The sequence below is a fragment of the Methylophilus sp. DMC16 genome (genome assembly GCF_056314045.1).
In genome coordinates this window covers 600,590-623,725 of the sequence record NZ_JBQUZC010000002.1, presented here as the reverse complement: position 1 = coordinate 623,725, position 23,136 = coordinate 600,590, and the positions used below count along the sequence as shown (strand labels likewise).

The following is a 23,136-nucleotide window of genomic DNA, read 5'->3' as shown; positions in this document are numbered from 1 at the left end:
ACGCCACTGATCTCATGATCAGTGGGTTACCATCACTTCTCTCATATTCCTGATATGGATGTAATTTTGATTCAGGAATTTTTTTTTGTATGTAGCCCAGTATGACTAACGCTATTCATCTGGGCTACTTATGATTTATGTCAGGTTCAAAGCCTGTTTATTGACTGCTAGAAATACTAGAAACTCTTTCTTAGCTGCCCCCACAACTGGTATTCAGTATTACTACCCGAACCATCCAGATCACGCTTTTGCTGGGAGTAGGTGGTCGTTAATACCCACTGCCCTGGAATCTGGATATCAGTACCGATACCCACATGTTGGGAGCGGACATAGTTAGTGCTGCCAATCGGGTCATGATTTAACTTGCCACGACCCGCATCGTAAAAAACAAACGGCGTCACAGCTTGGATGTAGGGAGTCACGTCAGCGCCCGTGGTCGCAAAAGTACGGCGCAAATCTGTCCCAGCCATCCAGCCTTGGTCTGCCTGGCTGGGGATATCAGAGAATTGACGCCAGCGGTTAATGGCCCCAATACCAAAGCGCTCTGCGATATCAAGGTTACTATTTGTGCCTTGGTAATCTGCCCGCACAATCCAGTTAACGCCATTGTCGAATACCTGCGTACGGCTGGAAGTCCAGTTCCATTTGGTAAAACTGCCCTGGGTATCAAGTTGAGACCTATCCGTATCCTTTGCTGAGGCATCCTTGAATGAAACATTCCCTTGCGTGAGCACCAAACTCCATTGATAAGCAACGTCACCGGTCTCATTGATCCAATCACCTAACACGCCGAGCTCAAGGCTGCTAATGTTACGGCGGTTGTTAATAGAAAATGCCTTCACATCGTCATCCAGAATTTTGTAGTTGCTACCCACTTTGAATGAAATGCTTTTTTTGGTTTCACGTAACCAGGGATGTTCTAAAGACGCATAAAAATAATGTGCATCGCCCGACGCATCAAACTGTTTGAAATCGCGACCAAGCTCATAATCTACATAGCTGTAAGCCAGATTTAAAATATTACCTGCACTGCCAACAGGGGTCAGATACAATCCACTCAATGAGCGCTGACCTTCATCTCTGGAAACTTTACCCACCACCGCCAATTGATCTCCACGACCGTTCAGGTTGTTGACGGCACCGCCAAAACCTAATGTTTCTCGACCGGTGTAACGGTTGCCGTAAGTGTTTGCCGCAACATACCCACTGTAACGCGCTCTGGGTTCAACAGACACAGCCACATCTGAACTGCCCACAGCCTCACCCGGGTTGAGCTGAGAGGTGACCTGAATGCCCGGCAAGCCGTTCATCACCATGATATTGCGCACGAGGTTGCGCTCATTGAGCACATCCCCCTTGTTCAAGCCGTATTCGGAAACAGACTGGAAATAGGACTGATCCAGCCCCGCACCTGTTTCGGCTTTCACCTCGCCCAAAGTACCTTCCAGAATCGCCAACTCAACCACAGCTTCTGCTTCAGTAGTTTTTTGCAAATCTTGCGTAGGCAAATACACTTGCGTCAACAAGTAGCCCCGTTGGCGGTAATAGTTCCGAATGGTGCCCACGGCTTCATTTAGCTCGCGCATACCAACTTCATGACCAGTCAGCGAGGCGACTTGTGCTGCAAGAACCTCATCTGAAAACTGTTTGTTGCCAGAAAATTTGAACGCCTTTACCACAATCTTCAGACTGGATTTCTTTTGTTTTTTTTCTGGCTGTGGCGTTTCTTGTGGCACCTGAATAATGGGCCGTGGCTCTGGAATAATCGGTCTAGGGATATTGGGCTGCAAGGGCTCAGGGAACGAAACGCCCCCTGCCAAAACCTGCGAGCAATATCCCATGACCAGCCAAGGAATCAGGCGCATACCTGTCGTGTGTTTTTTCAAGATGACTCCCCAAAACTTTTATTAAAATCAATATGCTACAAATAATATCGCAACCCTTAAATTTACCTTAAAAAACAATCAAACACTAACCCTTTTTTACAAAACACCCTGTCATTGAAGACCACTTTTGCAAATTTGCTAGTATTCCAGGGCATCGACATCCAATACCCAGCGAATTTTCGCCTGTAATGGATGTGCTCTTACCCAGGCGACGGCCACTTGCAGTAGCTGCTGCAAGGCGTTGCGATGTGCAGATTGCATCATCACATAGCCACGCTCCATACGGTTCAGGCGTGCAAGCCCAGGTCTTACCGGGTCATAAATTAGCGGCTGGTCAGGCAAAGTTGCAGCATGCTGATCGACATAGGCTCTAGCGGCCAAACTAAACTCCGTCAGAAACTGGTTTACCAGAGCATACTCAGTGGCTTCTGCTTTCATCACGGCAATATAGGTAGCAGGCGGGAACTGCATCGCCATTCGCTCTTGCAACAAAGCCTGTGCAAACTCGGCGTAATTCTGCTCGCGCAAGGCGGCAAATAAAGGGTGCTGCGGGAAGGCCGTTTGTATTAACACCTCACCCGGTTTTTCACCACGGCCGGCACGACCGGCCACCTGCATTAATTGGGCAAACAAGCGCTCGCTGGCGCGGTAATCCGGGCTATACAATGCACTGTCGGTATCGAGCACACCCACTAAGGTCAGATTAGCAAAATCATGGCCTTTGGCCAGCATTTGGGTGCCCACCAAAATATCGATTTCACCGGCATGCACCTCGGAAAGCAATGTAGTTAAAGCATCTTTGGCCTGAATGGTATCTCTGTCCACGCGCGCGACGCGCGCCTGCGGAAACACCTGCTGCAGCGTTTCCTCGATGCGTTGCGTCGCCTGACCAACGGGGCGCAAATCCGGATTGCCGCAACTTGGACATTGCAGCGGAATAGGCTGCTCATCGCCACAGTGGTGACAACGTAGCACACGCTGCCGCAAGTGCAGCACCGCTTTGGCAGAGCACCGACGGCAATCAGCCAGCCACTGGCAGGCCGAGCAATGCAGCACCGGGGCATAGCCACGGCGATTAATAAACAACAAGCTTTGTTCGCCACGCTGCAAACGCTGCTCTATCGCCTGCTTCAACAGGGGCGTCAACCCAGCTTCTGGCGGCGGATGCGCAGTATCTATACAAAAAATACGCGGCAATGTGGCTTGTGACACCGCCCGCTTGTTTAATGTGAGCAAGCGATAAATCGGCTTTCTGCCGCCTGCGTGCTCCTGATCGCCCGTTGCGTTGTACCAGCTTTCCAGCGAAGGCGTGGCACTGCCAAGCACCACGGGCACACCATGCTGCTTCGCACGCACCAGCGCAACGTCGCGGGCATGATAGCGCATGCCATCTTGTTGCTTGTAAGAGCTGTCATGCTCTTCGTCCAGAATCATCAGTTTGAGGTGAGGCATGGGCGTAAACACACTCAAGCGCGTCCCGATCACAATGCGTGCGGCGCCAGACTGTGCCGCTTGCCAGTTTTGCAAGCGCTCACTCTCACTCAAATGGCTATGCAAGGTAACCAATGCGTACTCACTGAGCCGGCTACGAAACCGGCTTTCCAGCTGCGGTGTCAGGTTGATTTCGGGCACCATAATCAGCACTTGCGACTGCGGATCAGCCAACACTTTTTCCAGCAAGCGAATATACACCTCGGTTTTACCCGAGCCCGTGATCCCAAATAGTAGCCAGGGCTGAAAACTATGCAGGCGGCCCAGAATCGCCTCAACGGCCGCGGCCTGCTCGTCATTGAGTTCGGGGACCTGCGCGGAGGCAGGCATGGAGGGCCGGGTCGCGATGACTTCTCGCCTGTTTACATAGCCGCCATCCAGCAAGGGCTGTAACGCTTTGCGCCAAGTGGCTGAAACCGCAGCGAGCATGGCCTCACTGCATTCGGTGTGCTGCTGCAGCAAGGCCAGCAACCTCGCTAAGACTTGTTGCCGCTTGCCGATCAACGCATCTGGCACCGCTTGTGCCAGATGATAAAGCCACATTTTTCGCGAAACCGCCGGCTTGATTTGCCGCAAGCGCAATGGCAGGCTGGATAATACGGTTTGCCCAAACGGATAGTGATAATAGTCTGCACAAAAGCGCAATAATTTGAAGCTGGCAGCATCCAGCGGCACGTCGTCAAATACTTGTAATACCGCTTTGAGCTTGTGCAAGGGGATATCGGTCTCATTGACCAGTGCCATGACAATACCCACCAGTTGCCGTCCGGCAAATGGCACCACCACGCGGTTACCCACTTTGATCACCAGGCCAGGATTCAGATAATCAAACTCACGGTCCAGCGGCACATCAAGCACGACGCGCACAATGCTGGCGGACGTGGTGACCTGAGGAGCGGCGGATGTTGAACACATGGGTGAAAAGGCTTAATTAGGTTAAAATGGCGGTTTGACGATAACACATCATTTTAACCTTGAAACAAACGATCACAGAACTGATTCTGCAAGCGGTGACGCCGCTGGTGGCAGACACCTCCAGTCTCCATATCATCCTTGAGCGGCCAAAATCTGCCGAGCATGGGGATTTCGCGACCAATATCGCCATGCAACTGGCTAAACCGCTCAAGCAAAATCCGCGCATGATTGCCCAGCAGATTATCGACGGCTTGCCCGCCAACCAGGTGATCAGCAAGGTGGAGATTGCAGGTGCAGGCTTTATCAATTTCTTTTTGTCGGCAGATAGCAAACAGGCCATCGTGCACGATATTTTGAAACAAACCGACCAGTTTGGCCGCAACCCGGCGGGGCAAGGTGAAAAAGTCCAGGTGGAGTTTGTCTCTGCCAACCCCACTGGCCCGTTACATGTGGGCCATGGCCGCGGTGCTGCGGTCGGCGACTGTTTATGCCGCTTACTGGCCGCCAATGGCTGGGAAGTGACGCGTGAGTTTTATTACAATGATGCGGGCGCACAAATCGATAACCTGACCAAATCGGTGCTGGCGCGCGCGCAAGGGATAACGCCAGACGATGCAAGCTTCCCTGAAGATGGTTACCGTGGGGACTATATCCTCGAAATTGCAGAGGCCTTTTTAGCCAAAGCGACGGTGACTGCTGACGACATGCAGGTGACCGCCAGCGGCGATGTCAATGATACGGAATCTATCCGAAAATTTGCGGTGGCTTATTTGCGCCATGAGCAAGATCTCGACTTGCAGGCATTCCAGATCAAATTTGATGTGTTCTCACTCGAAAGCGCGCTATACACCGAAGGCAAGGTAGACAACACCGTGCAATCGCTGATCGCCAGTGGTCACACCTATGAACAAGACGACGCCTTATGGCTGCGCACAACGGATTTTGGTGATGACAAAGACCGCGTCATGCGCAAAAAAGAAGGTGGCTACACCTATTTTGTGCCGGATGTCGCTTACCATCGTGAGAAGTGGCAGCGCGGTTTCAAACGTGTGATCAACGAGCAGGGCGCAGACCACCACAGCACCATTACCCGCGTGCGCGCCGGGCTGCAAGCCCTCAATGTTGGCATTCCGCAAGGCTGGCCCGAATACGTGCTGCACCAAATGGTCACGGTGATGCGCGGCGGTGAAGAGGTCAAGCTCTCCAAACGTGCAGGGAGCTATGTGACTTTGCGCGACCTGATTGAAGAAGTTGGCTGTGATGCCACCCGTTACTTTTTGGCGGCGCGTAGCCCGGATTCGCAATTGGTGTTCGACATCGATCTGGCACGTGCGCAAACCAATGACAACCCGGTTTACTATATCCAATACGCGCATGCGCGCATTTGCAGCGTATTGAATCAATGGGGCGGCGATGTTGGCAGCCTCACCACCACCGACCTGTCACCACTCAACAGCGCAGCAGAAACAACCCTGATGCAAGCCTTGGGGCAATACCCTGAAGTGGTCAGCAGCGCCTGCCAGGCACTGGCACCGCACATGGTGGCCAACTATCTCAAGGAGCTAGCCAGTGCCCTGCATAGTTATTACAATGACACCAAATTTTTGGTGGATGATGCACAAGTCAAACTGGCACGCCTGTCGCTGATTACCGCAACCCGCGTTGTCCTTCGCAATGGCTTGTCTTTGCTGGGGGTAAGCGCCCCGGATAAAATGTAAGCACCTGAAAAGTGCCCGAATTGATTGGTTCAAATTATCTATGAGTCGCGACTACAAACCCTCACAAGCCAAAGCAAAAAGCAAGAGCAGCGGCAGCACCTTCTTTAACGGCCTGCTGGTCGGCTTGTTTTTGGGCGTCGCCTTGACGGTCGCGCTCATCATTTATATCAAAGGTGACCACAGCCCGTTCTCCAGCGCCTTCAAGAATGACAGCGGCTCGCAAGAGCTGCCGATCAAAAGCACCGTCACCGAAGAAGAAGTCAAACCTGGGAGCACCTCGATTGAGGACCCTAACAAATTTGACTTCTACACCATTTTGCCGGATACCGAGAGCAAAATCAGTGAAGAGCAAGTGAAAAAGAACCCGACTATCAAACAAGAAAGCTACTTTATTCAGGTGGGCGCGTTTGCCAAAGAGGATGATGCCAACAATCTCAAAACCCGACTGGCACTGGTAGGCTTTGAGGCCGTTGTACAAACGGCAGAAATTCCGAACAAGGGCACCATGCACCGTGTACGCATTGGACCGCTCAACGATCTGGCAAAAATTACAAAAATCAGCCATGACCTGGAAACCAATGGCTTTCAGCCTAATCTGATCAAGGTCAATATCGAATCTTCAGCATCGCATTAATGCTGTCATCGTATCGCCAACTGTCACGTTAAACCATTACTTTCCACACATAAGGAAACGAATATCATGAAAAAAATGTTGTTAAGTTTGATGCTCTGGGCAGGCTTCACCGCCACTGCTGCCTTGGCTGAGCCGCAAATGGGTGAGCAATTTGATCAGGTTGCACAGCAAATAACGACCGATCAACCTGCCAAAATCGAAGTGATGGAGTTATTCTGGTACGGCTGTCCGCACTGCTATCACATGGAGCATCCGCTGGAAGCCTGGGTGAAAAAATTACCTGCGGATGTGTATTTCAAACGCATGCCAGCCTTACCCAATGCCAGCTGGGCGCCCATGGCCAAAACCTATTTTGCCATGCAAGAACTGGGCGTACTGGATAAACTGCATACCCCATTGTTTGACGCCATTCATAAAACAAAAAGCTTGAACCCGGCGGACGAAGCTGCAGCCATTGACTGGGTGACCAAACAAGGTGGCCTGGACAAGATTAAAGTTGAAAAAGCTTTTAAGTCGTTTGCGCTGAACATGCAAATGAACAAAGCCATGCAGGTGTTCCGCGCTTCCGGCGCTACAGGCGTACCTGCCTTGATTGTTGATGGCAAATACATCACCGGCAGCTCCATGGCCGGAGGCAATGAAGCTGCCTTGCAAACAGCGGACTTTATTATCCAGAACGTGCGCAAGGACCGCGCAGCGGGTAAAAAATAAGCACCAATGACAATAAAAAACCCTGCTTAGGCAGGGTTTTTTATTGTTTCAACCAGCGACCAATCCAGGTTTCAGGCATCTCATTGCCTGTCACCAGATAATGCAAGGTTTTCAGGTCGTGCAGCAGATAGCGCTGGATCGATTTGGCCTGATCCAGACCACAGAATAAAATTTTATCGCCCATCTCCAGCGGCGTCGCCAGGTCCGGTAATAACATTTTTTCACCCGCGCGCAGCAACATTAACGGCACCACCGGCATTTCATGCCGCTGTTGACCGGCAGGATTCATGAGTAAATGCTTGAGCGCTGGCCGCATGCCTTGCTGCATGAGGCCACACACCGCCACGGCCATGTCATCCGCAATCGTAATATCCCAGGTATCTGGCACTTGCTCACCGAGCTTGGAAACCAGTTGCGCAATGACGGCATTGGCCCAGGCATTGCCCTGATGCCGCGCCGTGGCCAGAAACTCGGCCAACATGGGTGAAACCATATAAGACAAACAGGTGTGTGCAATCACATCACTGGGCTGCATGGTGATGTCGGCATCAAAGTGTTGAAACAGCGGTTCGTTATGGCGCTTGTTCTTGCGGATGATCACAAACAGGTTAGGGTTGAGTTCCAATGCCGTCATGACGATAGACAGATTATTAATGTCATTGTCGGTACCCGCTACAATGCCCACCGCCTGCTCAATCCCGGCCTGTTTCAAGATGTGCGACTCCACACCGCTGCCGATAATGCATTGCTCACATTGCGTGCCTGCCGGATCTGCCTCGATGATCGTGACATGCATGGCCTCATTTTGCAGGCTATTGACGACGGACTTGCCAAAGCGACCAAAGCCACAAGCAATCCAGTGGCCTTGCGGGATGGCTGCCGGGGTCTCGATCGCATCGCCCGGTGCACGCGTCAACCACTCATGCAGCAGGTAAGTGCCCAATGCATTGAGCCGCATGGCCAGGTGTTCCCCAAAAATATGGTAAGGATTAATAATGCGGTCTGTGCCAAATGAGGCCATATTGGCGGCGATGACATCATCCTGTACACGCGCCAGCACCGGCAATCCAGGCTTGATCAGTTTCACCGCCACCGAGATTGCCAGGTTGGCATGGTCATCATCGGTCAGCGCCGCCACCCCGCGGCACATGGGATTTTTAATGCCGGCGTAGAGCAACACCTCGGATAACTTTGCATCTGCGCATAAGTGCGGAATATGAAACTGGTAATTCGTCAGCTCAAGTTCATTCACGCGTTCTGGCGAGCGTTCAAGCACCACCACCCGCAACTCGTTTCTATCCAGCGCCCTGACCAGCTCGCCGCCGGTTTCCCCATAGCCACAAATCAGGTAAAACGGCTCCATCAGGTTTTTGACATCGCGCTGGAAAATCGCAGTTTTAAACGCCTGCTTGAGTGCGCCCTCCTGAAACAACCCGATAATCGCCCCGATGGCGTAAAACCAGGAGATCACCGTCACATAAATCGAAAAAGTCATCCACAGACGCTGTGGCGTGGTAAACGGGTAGGGGAGTTCACCAAAACCGATGGTGGTCGCGGTATAACTCAGAATATAAAAGGCATCGAAGAAATTCAGATGATAGGCTTGGCCGCGGTCATTCACCCCGGGGATCAACACAAAGCCGATCATCGCAATGGCATAGCTGACAATCAACATCAGCAGCGGCGCACGCATGCGCCGCAAAATCCAGAACACAATTTGATTGAGCGTCATGCTGACTACGTGCTTAGCGACGCAAGGTCACGGTTTCATAAATCAGCAAAATGACCGACGTGATATTGGCGAGAAATGCACCACCAGACAAAGAAACCACCCCGACAATCACCTCAGTATCCGCGCCGTTGCTGCCAGCAACGGTCCAGATAATTGCTGCGCCAATCAACTGTAAATCGGCGACCAGGCTGGTAGCCAGGTGGATCGCGCCAATCTGCGTCCGGTCACCAAATTTAAGTACGGTGGCGATCAAATTCACCACAATGGCGACATACAACTCGTAATGCAAGTGATGTTGCGGGTTATCAATATCACCAACAAAAAATCCAAAGTTAAGCGTCATGGCTAGAATAATAAAAAAGCCAAAAATCACTTTTTCCAAATTCATCTACGTTTCCCCGACCAGTGTTTTATGGCATTCTACCCGATTAAAATTTGTTTACTGCAATGTATTTTATGGCGAAAACCAATTCTGACTGCCTGCATATTGTGATTACCGGTGCCTCCAGTGGCCTTGGCGCCGCCATGGCCACGGCCTATGCCCAACATTATCGGCAACAATTGCAACTAAGTCTGTGCGGTCGCAATACGGGCGCCCTGCAAGCGCTTGCCAGTCAGCTGAGCAGCCAATATCAGGTTGCCTGTACAACTTACAGCGTCGATGTAAGGCAGGCAGACCAGATGCAAGCCATGGCGCAAGCCGCCATCCAGCAATATGGCACCCCGCATATCGTCATCGGCAATGCCGGCGTCAGCCGTGGCACCCTCACCGAATACCAGGACGACATCCCCGCCTTTCAAGCCGTGTTTGATACCAACGTCATGGGACTGGTGCACACTTTTCAACCGTTTATCGAGGCCATGAAACAGGCAACAGAGCAGGGCAAGATGGCGCAACTAGTTGGCATCGCCAGTGTGGCCGGGATTCGCGGCTTGCCTGGCGCCGGCGCTTACAGCGCGAGTAAAGCAGCGGCCATTACCTACCTCGAAAGCCTGCGCGTCGAAATGCAGCAATATGCGATTACCGTCACCACCATCGCCCCCGGCTACATCCGCACGCCCATGACCGACATCAACACCTACCCCATGCCCTTTCTCATGGATGCCGATGTCTTCGCCCGCAAAGCCATGCGCGTGATTGCCCAACAACGCCGCTTTAGTGTCATCCCCTGGCAAATGGGTATCGTCGCACGCCTGCTCCGCTTGATCCCGCCCGGCCTGTGGGACTGGATCATGAAAAAAGCACCGCATAAAGCCAGGCTACCCGATTAAATTTAGCCGCCATCAAGGTCGATTAGCCCGAACAGGCTATTGAGTAGATATTTCAGTTGGAGATAATCAAACAAACCCACCTTGTTTTAAGAGAAGTATGGACAACACCCAACCCCGCCAACACCCTCTACAGCCACAAGCACACGAGGTCTGGCAAGACCAATGCCGCATCTGCCTGATTAACGGCAAGCTGGTTGCCTTGCCTTATATTGAAGCGTCACGCTTTGACGATTACGAATTCGGTGCCACGCTGGCAGCCATTAATGCCAACCGGCTGATACGTAAACTGGTGAACAAAGAGCAATCTGCTCCACGCTAGTCAAACCAGCCTCTGCGACGTCCTGCCAGGTCAGGATGCATGGGGTAAAGGTTTTTACGTCGACAACCCAAAGAGGGTTTTAAGCGTATCGCTACGCTCACTCTTCGGTATGATCCTTTTTGTCACCACGCCATCGGTGATGGTTTTCAAGGTGTCGCCAAATAAAATTACCCTGCCTGCCGGCTGATGTAATACGACCAGCAATCTCTGCACAAAAATCGCCTCAGGGTGAGTGGAGTTCATAAAGTTTGCCGGATAAAAATCAATCCACTCCCAGGGATGCAGGTCAAACGCAAACTGGTTTTGCCAGCCCTCATCGACGCGTGCCTGTACTAAAAACTCGTGCTCGCCCTGGGTACGCAACATAAAGCAATCATGGTCCTGCATGGTTTCCGTATCCAGCCTATTTAAGGCCAGTGGTGCGCGGATACCATAGCTGCCAAAACCCAAATCACATAACCAGGCTTGTTGCTCGAGATGTACCACAATTGCCATATGCGTTTTGGGTCTGCGCACCGGATAAAACATTGGTCGCGCCGCGACCAGCTGAAAGCGAAAGCCCAGCGCCTGTAATGCCATGGCAAAGACCCCATTCACTTCGTAGCAATATCCCCCGCGTTGCCGATAAATAACTTTCTCGACTATCTCCTCTGGCACCATGGAAACCACCTTGCCAGCCTGTACATCCAGATTTTCAAACGGCACACTGAATAGCTGACAGCGCATGAGTGCACGCAAGGTCTCGATATTGGTGTCAGGCTGTCCCACATAGCCTATGCGGTTGAAATAATCCTGCAGTTTGAAATTGGTTGCTTGCATGTGAATAGGATCCTGTGAACAAGTTGCTCTGAAGTGCGCTCCACAGTAACACGATCACCATAAAAAAGCCCACCTTGCGGGTGGGCTGTCTTTTATCGCGTAATCGGTTTATAGCGGATACGTTTGGGTTTGGCACCTTCTTCACCCAGGCGTTTTTTCTTGTCAGCTTCGTATTCCTGATAGTTGCCGTTGAAAAACGTCCATTGCGAGTCGCCTTCGGCTGCCAGAATGTGCGTGGCAATCCGGTCCAGGAACCAGCGGTCGTGCGAGGTCACCAGTACGCAACCTGAAAACTCAAGCAAGGCATCTTCGAGAGCGCGCAGGGTTTCCACATCAAGGTCATTCGAGGGTTCATCCAACAGCAAGACATTAGCCCCGGAAATCAGGGTCTTGGCCAAATGCAAGCGACCACGTTCACCACCCGAGAGTTGACCAACGATTTTTTGCTGGTCGCCGCCTTTGAAGTTGAAGCGGCCAATATAAGCCCGGCTAGGCATTTCAAATTTACCAACACTGAGCACATCCAGCCCGCCAGAAATCGCTTCGAATACGGTTTTATCGTTGTCCAGGCCATCACGGGTCTGGTCGACTGCAGCCAGTTTAACCGTTGGGCCGGTGATGATTTCACCACTATCAGGCTGCTCCTTGCCTTGCAGCATGCGGAACAGCGTGGACTTACCGACACCGTTGGGGCCGATCACGCCAACAATCGCGCCCGGTGGGATGGTGAAAGAGAGGTTATCAATCAACAAGCGATCCCCAAAGCCTTTGGAGACGTTGCTAAACTCAATCACCTGGTTGCCAAGACGGTCACCGGGCGGGATAAAGATTTCCTGCGTCTCGTTGCGGCGCTGGTATTCGACGCTGGACATTTCTTCATAACGTGCCAAGCGCGCCTTGCTCTTGCTCTGACGCGCTTTAGCCCCTTGGCGCACCCATTCCAGCTCTTGCTTCATGGCTTTGCGGTGGGCGTCTTCCTGTTTTTGCTCCAGCGCTAAGCGGTCTTCTTTTTGTTCCAGCCAGCTGGAGTAGTTGCCTTTCCATGGAATACCCTCACCGCGGTCCAGTTCCAGAATCCATTCAGCAGCATTATCCAAGAAGTAGCGGTCGTGGGTGACAGCCACCACGGTGCCGGGGAAGCGCACCAGAAACTGTTCCAGCCACTCGACGGATTCCGCATCCAAATGGTTGGTCGGCTCGTCCAGCAACAGCATGTCAGGTTTTGACAGTAACAATTTGCACAAGGCCACGCGGCGTTTTTCACCGCCTGACAACGGGCCGATTTTTGCGTCCCAGGGTGGCAAGCGCAGTGCATCGGCGGCAATCTCTAATTGCTGCTCGACATCACTTCCGCTGGCGGCCAGGATATTTTCGTACTTGGCCTGCTCTTCGGCCAGTTTGTCAAAATCGGCATCAGGTTCAGCATAGGCGGCATAAATTTCTTCCAGCTTTTGCTTGGCTTCCATGATAGCGCCCAAGCCGGCTTCGACCTCCTGACGCACGGTTTTATCAGCATCCAGCTGTGGCTCTTGTGGCAGATAGCCAATCGAAATATTCGGCTGCCATTGCACTTCGCCTTCAAACTCTTTATCCGCGCCCGCCATGATGCGCAGCACGGTCGACTTGCCTGAGCCGTTTAAGCCCAGCAAGCCAATTTTTGCGCCCGGGAAAAATGAAAGGGAAATATTTTTGATGATTTGCCGTTTGGGCGGCACGATTTTGCTCACGCGGAGCATGGACATCACATATTGCGCCATTTGTATTACATCCAGAGTATGGTTGGAAGCGGCTATTTTAACGCAGAGCGAGGATAAACAAGGAATTCTTTAGCGTTAGATAACCGCGGATGAGCGTGGCTGGCGGACAGTGACATGCGCATGCAAGCCGGTTGACTGGATGCCTTTGCTCAGCGACTAAACAGATTTCTATTCTGCAGCTAAATATGAAAAAAGGGCCAACTGGCCCTTTTTTATACCCTCTGGTTAAGCTGCTTTTTGCTCGATCAAGTTAGCGCTTGCATTTGGGACTGCGGTGCCAATTTCAATTTTGCGTGGCTTGAGTGCCTCAGGAATCTCACGCACCAAAGCAATCGTCAACAAGCCATTTTCGAGCTGTGCCCCGGTCACTTTCACATGATCGGCCAACTGGAACTTGTGCTCAAAGTCCCGGGTGGCAATACCCCGGTGCAAATAGGTGGTTTCCTGTTCTTTTTTGGCTTTGCGGCCAGTCACGCGCAAAGCCTGGTGTTCAGTTTCAATCTCCAGCTCATCTTGCTGGAAGCCAGCCACTGCCATCACGATTTTGTAGGCGTTTTCGTCTACCAGTTCGATGTTGTAAGGTGGATAGCTGATTTCGTTTTCACTGCGCTGGCTTTCGTTGAGCATTTTAGCCAAACGGTCAAAGCCAATTGCGGTTCTGTAGAAGGGGGTTAAGTCATAACTACGCATACGTTGATCCTTTCAAAAATAAGCGATTAACATGATTCACAGACCTCAAACTGCAAGCATCTGTATCGTGTAAATGGGTATGCGCTTTATCTTTTCAAGAGGGTCAGGTATTGATTTATATTCCCAGAGCCTCGGTCCAGGCCAGGGCCTCCATATGGCACTGATTTACTTTTTCCGGCTTGAGTTGCAGCATGGCAGCCATCTCTAAAATTTCTTCATTGTTGGCATCTTCGCAAGCTTCGGTGAGCTTGAGGAAAGGGCCAAAAATACCCTGGCGCTCAACCAGTGCATCGACGATCGTCTCAGGTAATTGTAGTTTTTCGAGGATATTTTCCATCGGCACTTTAAGCATCACATCCAGCAGCGAAAATACGCCCACCACAAACAGATTGTCACGGTCGCGCTTTTCAAAAAACGGTTCGCCCAATAACTCGGTCAAGCGGCCACGTGTAATTGAGGTTTTCATCAGGGCAGGGGAGCTGCTGTTGTTTCCCGCCGTGACCATAAGTAAAGTCAGCCAGCGATAAAGCTGGTTGCGACCCAAGATGGTCAAAGCATGACCGATGGATTGCACTTCGCATGACAAGCCAAAGCCCACAGAGTTGATATAGCGCAGCAGTTTATAACTCAGCGTGGTATCACGTTTAAACCCATTTTCGATGTCCTTGTTTTCTGCCTCCTGGCTGACCAGGTTCAACAAATGCAACACGCCATCAAAGCTTGGATTAATGACCTTGCTGCTGATATTTTCTGGCTTGGCATAAAAATAGCCTTGGAACTGGTGGTAACCCGCATCCAGCAGGTCCTGAAACTGGTTATTTTCCTCCACCTTTTCTGCAATGAGGGAACATTGATCGTGCTGGTATTTTTTTAACCATTGTTTAGCTTGTGCAATGTCCACATTGCGCATATCGATCTTGATAAAGTCGGCATAAGGCAACAAGGCTTCCAAATGCGGATAGTGTTGCGGATTATCCAATGCGATACGGAATTTTAGTTGTTTCAACTCCTGGCAACGTGCCAGGATTTCTGGGGTGACCTGAAGGTGATGCACCACTTCGAGCACGGTTTTTTCAGCCGGCATCAATTCGAGAAACACGCTATTGAGCATGACATGATCGACGTTGATGAATGCCAGCTGCTGGCCGAGTAACCAGCTCTCATGCATTTCGTCCATGGTGGTATTCAGGATACGCGCGCAGGTTTGAATATCTTCCTCAAATGGCGTGTTGCTGCCATCCGTCTCATTACGGAAGAAAAACTCGTAGCCTATGATTTGTTGTTGATCATTAACAACCGGCTGGCGACCGATAATACTGTGTTGTGACGTGGTCATGACTGCATTCCTGATTAGCACCGATTACCAGTTTATGGCAGTCATCGCCATTTTGTATTGAAAAAAAAGCCCCGAATCTCGGGGCTTTTCTGGGGTTTATGATTATTCGACGGTCACACTCTTGGCCAGGTTACGTGGTTTGTCTACATCGGTGCCTTTAAACAAGGCGGCGTGATACGCCAGCAGCTGCACCGGAATCACATGCAACACCGGGGAGAGCGCGCCGACATGGCGCGGCGTGCGGATGACCTGTACGCCTTCAGACGCATGAAAGTGGCTATCTGCATCCGCAAACACAAACAACTCACCACCGCGCGCCCGGACTTCCTGCATGTTGGACTTGACCTTTTCAAGTAAAGCATCATTTGGGGCAATCACCACCACAGGCATGTTGCTATCAACCAGCGCCAAGGGGCCATGTTTTAACTCACCGGCAGGATAGGCTTCGGCATGGATGTAGGAAATCTCTTTAAGCTTGAGCGCGCCTTCCATCGCAATCGGGAAATGGATGCCACGACCGAGGAACAAGGCATGTTCCTTATCGCCAAAGCGATGGGCCCATTCGCGAATCTGCGGCTCCAGATTCAGCGCAATTTGCACGCTACCAGTCAGTTGGCGCAGCTCGGCCAGGTATTGTTGCTCTTGCGCATCGGTCAAGAGACCGCGCACTTTGCTCAAGGTAACGGACAGGACAAACAATGCAATCAATTGCGTGGTAAACGCCTTGGTACTGGCCACACCGATTTCTGCACCAGCACGTGTGTAGTAAATCAGGGATGATGCCCGTGGGATGGCGCTTTCTTGCACGTTGCAGATGGCAAGACTGAAAGGATGCCCCAGTTTTTGGGCATGTTTGAGCGCTTCCATCGTATCCAACGTTTCACCGGATTGCGAAATGGTGACGATCAGCTGCTTGGGATTAGGCACCGAATCACGATACCGGTATTCGCTGGCGATTTCGACTGAGGTTGGAATTTTTGCGATGCTTTCCAGCCAGTATTTGGCGGTCATGCCCGCGTAATAGCTGGTCCCCGCCGCTAAAATCAATACGCTATCAATCTGTTTGAAAATGTCAGCTGCTGTCGCACCAAACAATTCACACCTGAAAGCGCCATCATCAATAAGCGCCTCAATGGTATCGCTAATCGCGCGTGGTTGCTCATGAATCTCTTTTTGCATGAAATGGCTATATGGGCCCAATTCCAATGAGGCCAGAGAGACATCACTCATGTGCACTTTGCGCTGCACGGTTTCACCTTGCTTATCGATAATCGTCACGCGATCAGTTTGCAAGGTGGCGACATCGCCATCTTCCAGATAAACCACTTTACGCGTGGCTGACAGCACCGCAGACACATCCGAAGCGACAAAATTTTCGCCTTCTCCATAGCCAATCAACAGCGGGCAGCCCAAGCGGGCAACAATCATGGTTTGTGGCTGGGCCAGGGCGATCACACTGATCGCATACGCGCCGGTCAATTCACTGATCGCTTGTCTGACAGCCACCAGCAGGTCTTTGCTCTGCTGGTAATAATAATGCACCAGATGGGCAATCACTTCGGTATCAGTTTGTGAAGTAAAGTGATAACCCAAGGCTTGTAAACGGTCACGCTGTTCATCGTGGTTTTCGATAATGCCGTTATGTACCACGGCGATTTCAGCCTGCTCTTGCGTAGGCGAAACATGCGGGTGTGCATTTTGTTCGGTGACGCCACCGTGCGTGGCCCATCGCGTGTGGCCTATGCCGATCTGGCTGGTTAAGCCCTGAGCTTTGCGCTCTAATTCAGAGACGCGGCCGACCGCACGCACACGTACGATGGACTGGTTGAGTACAGCAATCCCCGCTGAGTCATAGCCGCGATATTCCAGCCGGCTAAGGCCTTCAATCAACAAGGGAACAATATTACGGTTTGAAACTGCACCGACAATGCCACACATATGTTTATTTTTTCACCTTTTGCGGACGTTTCCATCCTTGAATTGAACGTTGCTCACGTGCACGACAGAGCGTTAATGTCTCTGCCGGCACATCTTTAGTGATGGTGGAGCCTGCGGCAATCGTCGCCCCTTTGCCTATGGTCACAGGAGCGACCAATTGACTGTCAGAGCCCACAAACACATCATCTTCTATCACAGTCTGATGCTTATTGGCCCCATCATAATTGCAAGTAATCGTTCCTGCACCAATATTGACGTTTGCCCCGACAGTGGCGTCCCCCACATAACTCAAGTGGTTGACCTTGCTACCCAGGCCGACGCTGGCATTTTTAAGTTCGACGAAGTTACCCACATGCGTCTCGGCAGCCAGGTGCGTACCTGGTCGCAAACGCGCAAATGGGCCGACTTTACTATCCTGGCCGATCCTGGCCTCTTCTATATGGGTAAATGCAGCTAATGTGGTATTGCGTGCAATCACGGCATTTTTGATCACACAATTTGGACCGACATCAACACCATCTTCCAAGGTGACTTCCCCTTCAAAGACACAATTCACATCTATACGCACATCACGGCCGCAGTTCAGGTGACCTCGAATATCAATTCGCTGCGCATCCATGAGGGTGACGCCTTGCGTCATCAAGTTGAGCGCCTGTCTGTGTTGATATTCACGCTCCATCTGTTGTAAATCCAGCTTGGAATTGATGCCGGTAACAGACCAGGCATCGGCGACCACATGTGGTAGTACCGCCCGTCCTTCGCTCACAGACATTGCAATGATATCTGTCAGATAATACTCTTGCTGCGCATTGTTGTTTTGCAGTTGAGCCAGCCAATGCTTCAGTGCTGCGTTAGGCATGGCCATAATGCCGGTATTCACTTCCTGAAGGGCTCGTTGTGCTTCACTGGCATCCTTATGCTCAACAATGGCCACAACCTGATTTTGTGCATTGCGCACGATACGGCCATAGCCGGTCGGATCATCCTTGATAAACGTTTGCACAACCAGATGTGCATCTGCCTGCGACAGCATGTTGCGACAGGCCTCAACATCGACCAGCGGCACATCGCCAAGCAGAATCAGTGTTTTTCCTTGTGCAGGCAGATGAGGGAGGGCTTGCTGCACGGCATGTCCGGTCCCCAGTTGCTCGGCTTGTAAAACCCACACCAAATCCTCGCCCGGGGTTTGTTGCTGGACCTGTTCACCCCCAAAACCATAGACCACAATGATTTTTTGAGGATTGAGTTTGCGAGCGGCGTTGATCACATGATGCAGTATCGGTGTGCCGCCAATGGCGTGCAGTACCTTAGGCAGGTCTGAGCGCATACGAGTGCCTTTGCCTGCCGCCAGAATTACAATATTCAAATCAGTCATGCGATTATTTTATCTCAGAAACAAAAAAAGGCGGCTTGAAAGCCGCCTCATTTGTCATTGTCTGCATTAAATTTAATGTTAAACGCTAATGCAACAACTAGTGGACTGATTTACGCAATTTCTGAATTGCCTGGATTTGTGCAACAGCCTCTGCCAACTCAGCTTGCGCTGCGGCATAGTCAATCTCCGAAGAACGGTTTTTCAATGCTTCTTCGGCCGCTTCCTTAGCTGCAATAGCCTTGGCTTCGTCCAGATCCTGCCCACGAATGGCTGTATCCGCCAGTACGGTAATCATGCCTGGTTGCACTTCCAGCATGCCGCCAGAAATAAAGATCAGGGTTTCTTCCTGTTCTGCAGATTGCTTGATACGCAATGCACCGGGCTTGATCGTGGTAATCATTGGTGCGTGATTTGGGTAAATACCCACTTCACCTGCACCTGCCGGGGCCACGACAAATTCGGCTTCGCCGGAGAAGATAGATTCTTCGGCACTCACCACATCGACATGCACTGTATTTGCCATAATGTTCTCTTTTCTATATCACTGAAATAAACAGGCAGATGGCACCCATCTGCCTGTAGTCATATCTATTAGTTCAGTGTTTTAGCCTTTTCAACAGCCTCTTCAATGCCACCTACCATGTAGAAGGCTTGTTCTGGCAAGTGGTCATACTCACCATTTACAATCGCTTTAAAGCCTTTAATGGTTTCTTTCAGTGGTACATATTTACCAGGCGCACCGGTAAACACTTCTGCCACGTGGAAAGGCTGTGACAAGAAACGTTGGATCTTACGTGCACGGCCAACCACCAGTTTATCTTCAGGTGACAGCTCGTCCATGCCCAGAATCGCAATAATGTCGCGCAGCTCTTTATAACGTTGCAGTGTAGACTGCACCGCACGTGCAACAGAGTAGTGCTCTTCACCCACAATTTGTGGATCCAGCTGACGTGAAGTTGAATCCAGTGGGTCAACCGCTGGGTAAATACCCAATGAAGCAATGTCACGAGACAGAACCACGGTGGAGTCCAAATGCTGGAATGTGGTTGCTGGGGATGGGTCAGTCAAGTCATCCGCAGGTACGTAAACGGCCTGGATAGATGTAATAGAACCGACTTTGGTTGAAGTAATACGCTCTTGCAGACGGCCCATTTCATCAGCCAGGGTAGGTTGGTAACCTACGGCAGATGGCATACGGCCCAGCAACGCAGATACTTCTGTACCGGCCAGTGTGTAACGGTAAATGTTATCTACGAAGAACAACACGTCACGGCCTTCGTCACGGAATTTTTCAGCCATGGTCAACCCGGACAACGCGACGCGCAAACGGTTACCAGGAGGCTCGTTCATCTGACCGAACACCATCGCCACTTTGGACTCTTTCATGTTGTCCAGCTTGATCACGCCAGCTTCTGCCATCTCGTGGTAGAAGTCGTTACCTTCACGGGTACGCTCACCTACACCGGCAAATACGGACAAACCGGAGTGCTGTTTAGCAATGTTGTTAATCAGTTCCAGCATGTTCACGGTTTTACCTACACCCGCACCACCGAACAGACCCACTTTACCGCCTTTAGCAAACGGGCACACCAGGTCAATCACCTTGATGCCTGTTTCGAGCAGGTCAACAGAAGGAGACAGCTCTTCAAACGCTGGCGCTTTCTGGTGGATAGAACGGAACTCTTGTGAGTCGATAGGACCGACTTCGTCAATTGGACGGCCCAATACGTCCATGATACGGCCCAATGTGCCTTCACCGACTGGCACAGAGATCGCTGCACCTGTGTTTTTGAACGCAGTGCCACGTGCCAAACCATCGGAGGAACCCATGGCGATGGTACGGACAATGCCGTCGCCCAATTGTTGTTGCACTTCCAAAGTCAAGCCAGTCTCAGCTTTGGAATCTTTGTCATCAATAATCAATGCATCGAATACTTTAGGCATTTGATCGCGTGGAAACTCCACGTCAACCACAGCGCCGATACACTGCACTACTTTACCTGTTACTGCTTGATTTGCCTTTGCCATTTTCTTTTCCTAACTGTATGAGTCAGATCTAATTGAATTCTTAAACTTGCTGCCCTAAAACGCACCCTTAGGACGAAACCGCAGCTGCACCGCCGACGATTTCAGAAATCTCTTTGGTAATGGCAGCCTGACGCGCCTTGTTGTAGACCAGTTTCAGTTCACCAATCACGCTCTTAGCGTTATCCGAGGCTGATTTCATCGCTACCATACGGGCAGATTGCTCAGACGCCATGTTTTCAGCCACTGCGTTATAAATCAATGACTCAATGTAACGCATCATCAATTCATCTACGACCGGTTTTGCTTCTGGCTCATAGATGTAATCCCAATGACCATTAGGACTGCCCAGTTGCTCGCCAGTCAAAGGCAACAATTGTTGCATGGTTGGCACTTGCTTCATGGTATTGATGAATTTGGTATAGCAGATGTAAAGCTGATCAATTTCACCGGCAATGTACGCATCGAGCATCACCTTGATGGTGCCGATGAGTTTTTCCAGATGCGGAGTATCGCCCAAACCGGTGATATGGGATTTCACTTGTGCGCCCACCCGGTTCATGAAGCCATAGCCTTTGTTACCAATGGCGCTGACGCTAATACCTTTGCCTTCGCTTTCCCAGGTTTTCATCTGGTTCACCGACATGCGCAGTACGTTGGTATTCAAGCCACCGCACAACCCTTTGTCCGAGCTGACGACAATCAGACCCACGTTTTTCACCACGTCACGTTTAATCAAAAACGGATGACGATATTCTGATTGTGCAAAGGAAAGGTGAGCCGCCACATTGCGGATTTTTTCCGCATAAGGGCGGGAGGCACGCATTCTATCCTGCGCCTTGCGCATTTTAGAGGCGGCCACCATCTCCATCGCCTTGGTGATCTTGCGTGTATTTTCTACACTCTTGATCTTGGTTCTAATCTCTTTACTTCCTGCCATATGCGTTTCCTAAGTCGAAGTGTCAGAGATTAATAAGCGTTGGTCGCTTTGAAGTCCTGAATTGCTGCTTCCAGTGCTTTTTCGTTATCACCGCTCAAATCCTTGCTGGATTCGATCGTATCAACGATATTTTTGTACTTGGAGCTCAGGAAACCGTGCAATGCGTTTTCAAAGGCCAAGACTTTGTTGGTTGGCACATCATCAAAGTAACCTTTGTTAGCAGCAAACAGGCTGATACCCATATTCGCCACACTCAAAGGTGCGTATTGGGCTTGCTTCATCAACTCGGTAAACATACGACCGCGGTCCAGCTGTTTGCGGGTCGCTTCGTCCAAGTCGGAAGCAAACTGCGCAAACGCAGCCAATTCACGATACTGCGCCAAAGCCAGACGGACACCACCGCCCAGTTTTTTGATCACTTTAGTTTGCGCTGCACCGCCCACGCGAGACACGGAAATACCGGCGTTGATCGCAGGACGGACACCAGCGTTAAACAGGTCACTTTCCAGGAAGATCTGACCATCGGTAATCGAAATCACGTTGGTTGGAACGAATGCAGACACGTCACCAGCTTGTGTTTCAATCACTGGCAAGGCAGTCAATGAACCTGTTTTGCCTTTAACTTCACCGTTGGTGAATTTTTCAACATATTCTTCATTGACGCGCGCAGCACGCTCCAGCAGACGGGAGTGGATGTAGAACACGTCACCTGGGTAAGCTTCACGGCCTGGTGGACGACGCAGCAACAGGGAAATCTGACGGTAAGCCACGGCTTGTTTGGACAAGTCATCGTAGACAATCAATGCATCTTCACCACGGTCACGGAAGTATTCGCCCATGGTACAACCAGCATAGGGTGCCAGGAATTGCAGGGCAGCCGAGTCAGAAGCGGTTGCCGCCACCACGATGGTATAGGCCATCGCGCCGTGCTCTTCAAGTTTGCGTACCACGTTAGCAATGGTAGAAGCTTTCTGTCCAATCGCAACGTAGATACAGGTCATGTTCTGACCTTTTTGGTTAATGATCGCATCGACAGCAACCGCTGTTTTACCTGTCTGACGGTCACCAATGATCAATTCACGCTGACCACGACCCACTGGCACCATGGAGTCAATAGACTTCAAACCAGTTTGTACAGGCTGTGACACGGATTTACGTGCAATCACACCTGGGGCGATTTTTTCAATTTTGTCTGTCAGCTTGGTGTTGACTGGACCCTTGCCATCAATCGGCTGACCCAACGCGTTCACCACACGGCCAATCAGCTCGGGGCCCACTGGCACTTCCAGAATACGGCCTGTACATTTACAGACGTCGCCTTCAGTGATGTGTTCATACTCACCCAGCACCACGGCACCCACGGAGTCACGCTCCAGGTTCAATGCCAGACCGAATGTGTTGCCTGGAAACTCGATCATCTCACCAGCCATGACGTTAGACAGGCCGTGAATGCGCACAATGCCGTCTGTCACAGAAATCACAGTACCCTGGGTACGTGCTTCTGCGGCGGTAGAGAAGTTTTCCAAACGGCTCTTAATAAGCTCGCTAATCTCTGATGTAGATAACTGCATTTAATTC

19 protein-coding genes are annotated in these 23,136 nt (G+C 51.0%); 5 read left to right on the top strand and 14 right to left on the bottom strand.

Annotated features, from left to right (window positions below):
• Positions 1 to 176: 176 nt before the first annotated feature.
• The gene (locus tag ACT53D_RS11095; RefSeq protein ID WP_476156194.1) at positions 177 to 1,886 is read right to left on the bottom strand and encodes a ShlB/FhaC/HecB family hemolysin secretion/activation protein; all 1,710 of its coding nucleotides are present in this window, start codon (positions 1,884 to 1,886) and stop codon (positions 177 to 179) included.
• A 138-nt stretch (positions 1,887 to 2,024) separates the two neighbouring features.
• Positions 2,025 to 4,292, bottom strand: coding sequence for a primosomal protein N' (locus tag ACT53D_RS11090; RefSeq protein ID WP_476156192.1), 2,268 nt, complete (start codon positions 4,290 to 4,292; stop codon positions 2,025 to 2,027).
• 59 nt (positions 4,293 to 4,351) lie between these two features.
• On the opposite strand from ACT53D_RS11090, the gene argS reads away from it, so the two are divergent.
• From argS to ACT53D_RS11075, 3 genes are all read left to right on the top strand, one after another.
• On the top strand, positions 4,352 to 6,010 hold the full coding sequence (argS, locus tag ACT53D_RS11085; protein ID WP_313984719.1) for an arginine--tRNA ligase: 1,659 nt from the start codon (positions 4,352 to 4,354) through the stop codon (positions 6,008 to 6,010).
• Positions 6,011 to 6,050: 40 nt separating this feature from the next.
• Entirely contained in the window at positions 6,051 to 6,644 is a 594-nt protein-coding gene (locus ACT53D_RS11080) for an SPOR domain-containing protein (protein WP_275357522.1), read from the top strand.
• Positions 6,645 to 6,710: 66 nt separating this feature from the next.
• Complete coding sequence (locus ACT53D_RS11075) at positions 6,711 to 7,355, top strand: thiol:disulfide interchange protein DsbA/DsbL (protein WP_194749682.1); 645 nt, start codon at positions 6,711 to 6,713, stop codon at positions 7,353 to 7,355.
• Between the two features lie 40 nt (positions 7,356 to 7,395).
• Here the strand turns inward: ACT53D_RS11075 and ACT53D_RS11070 are convergent, their stop codons facing one another.
• Both ACT53D_RS11070 and ACT53D_RS11065 read right to left on the bottom strand, forming a co-directional pair.
• Positions 7,396 to 9,087: a potassium channel family protein gene (locus ACT53D_RS11070; RefSeq protein ID WP_476156189.1), complete on the bottom strand. Its 1,692-nt coding sequence runs from the start codon at positions 9,085 to 9,087 to the stop codon at positions 7,396 to 7,398.
• 13 nt (positions 9,088 to 9,100) lie between these two features.
• Positions 9,101 to 9,475: a DUF6394 family protein gene (locus ACT53D_RS11065; protein WP_194749680.1), complete on the bottom strand. Its 375-nt coding sequence runs from the start codon at positions 9,473 to 9,475 to the stop codon at positions 9,101 to 9,103.
• A gap of 59 nt (positions 9,476 to 9,534) precedes the next feature.
• Between ACT53D_RS11065 and ACT53D_RS11060 the strand changes: the two genes are divergently transcribed.
• Together ACT53D_RS11060 and ACT53D_RS11055 are read left to right on the top strand one after the other, a co-directional pair.
• The gene (locus tag ACT53D_RS11060; protein WP_194749706.1) at positions 9,535 to 10,359 is read left to right on the top strand and encodes an SDR family oxidoreductase; all 825 of its coding nucleotides are present in this window, start codon (positions 9,535 to 9,537) and stop codon (positions 10,357 to 10,359) included.
• A gap of 97 nt (positions 10,360 to 10,456) precedes the next feature.
• Positions 10,457 to 10,678: a hypothetical protein gene (locus ACT53D_RS11055; protein WP_313984704.1), complete on the top strand. Its 222-nt coding sequence runs from the start codon at positions 10,457 to 10,459 to the stop codon at positions 10,676 to 10,678.
• 54 nt (positions 10,679 to 10,732) lie between these two features.
• On the opposite strand, the gene ACT53D_RS11050 is transcribed toward ACT53D_RS11055, so the two are convergent.
• The 10 genes from ACT53D_RS11050 to atpA all read right to left on the bottom strand — a co-directional run bounded on the left by ACT53D_RS11050 (position 10,733) and on the right by atpA (position 23,129).
• On the bottom strand, positions 10,733 to 11,497 hold the full coding sequence (locus ACT53D_RS11050) for an arylamine N-acetyltransferase family protein (RefSeq protein ID WP_476156186.1): 765 nt from the start codon (positions 11,495 to 11,497) through the stop codon (positions 10,733 to 10,735).
• A gap of 92 nt (positions 11,498 to 11,589) precedes the next feature.
• Positions 11,590 to 13,254: an energy-dependent translational throttle protein EttA gene (gene ettA / locus ACT53D_RS11045; protein WP_476156184.1), complete on the bottom strand. Its 1,665-nt coding sequence runs from the start codon at positions 13,252 to 13,254 to the stop codon at positions 11,590 to 11,592.
• Between the two features lie 225 nt (positions 13,255 to 13,479).
• A complete protein-coding gene (locus tag ACT53D_RS11040; RefSeq protein ID WP_275357513.1) occupies positions 13,480 to 13,944 on the bottom strand; it encodes an Hsp20 family protein in 465 nt (154 codons plus the stop codon).
• Positions 13,945 to 14,059: 115 nt separating this feature from the next.
• A complete protein-coding gene (locus tag ACT53D_RS11035) occupies positions 14,060 to 15,280 on the bottom strand; it encodes an EAL and HDOD domain-containing protein (RefSeq protein WP_275357511.1) in 1,221 nt (406 codons plus the stop codon).
• 102 nt (positions 15,281 to 15,382) lie between these two features.
• Positions 15,383 to 17,218: a glutamine--fructose-6-phosphate transaminase (isomerizing) gene (gene glmS / locus ACT53D_RS11030; protein ID WP_476144793.1), complete on the bottom strand. Its 1,836-nt coding sequence runs from the start codon at positions 17,216 to 17,218 to the stop codon at positions 15,383 to 15,385.
• Between the two features lie 4 nt (positions 17,219 to 17,222).
• A complete protein-coding gene (gene glmU / locus ACT53D_RS11025) occupies positions 17,223 to 18,593 on the bottom strand; it encodes a bifunctional UDP-N-acetylglucosamine diphosphorylase/glucosamine-1-phosphate N-acetyltransferase GlmU (protein ID WP_476156181.1) in 1,371 nt (456 codons plus the stop codon).
• 97 nt (positions 18,594 to 18,690) lie between these two features.
• Entirely contained in the window at positions 18,691 to 19,116 is a 426-nt protein-coding gene (locus tag ACT53D_RS11020; RefSeq protein WP_194749672.1) for a F0F1 ATP synthase subunit epsilon, read from the bottom strand.
• Between the two features lie 68 nt (positions 19,117 to 19,184).
• Positions 19,185 to 20,621 carry a F0F1 ATP synthase subunit beta gene (atpD, locus tag ACT53D_RS11015; protein ID WP_194749671.1) on the bottom strand — a complete coding sequence of 479 codons (1,437 nt, stop codon included), beginning with the start codon at positions 20,619 to 20,621 and terminating at the stop codon, positions 19,185 to 19,187.
• A 67-nt stretch (positions 20,622 to 20,688) separates the two neighbouring features.
• On the bottom strand, positions 20,689 to 21,558 hold the full coding sequence (gene atpG, locus ACT53D_RS11010) for a F0F1 ATP synthase subunit gamma (RefSeq protein WP_275357504.1): 870 nt from the start codon (positions 21,556 to 21,558) through the stop codon (positions 20,689 to 20,691).
• A 29-nt stretch (positions 21,559 to 21,587) separates the two neighbouring features.
• The gene (atpA, locus tag ACT53D_RS11005) at positions 21,588 to 23,129 is read right to left on the bottom strand and encodes a F0F1 ATP synthase subunit alpha (RefSeq protein WP_194749669.1); all 1,542 of its coding nucleotides are present in this window, start codon (positions 23,127 to 23,129) and stop codon (positions 21,588 to 21,590) included.
• Positions 23,130 to 23,136: the final 7 nt, after the last annotated feature.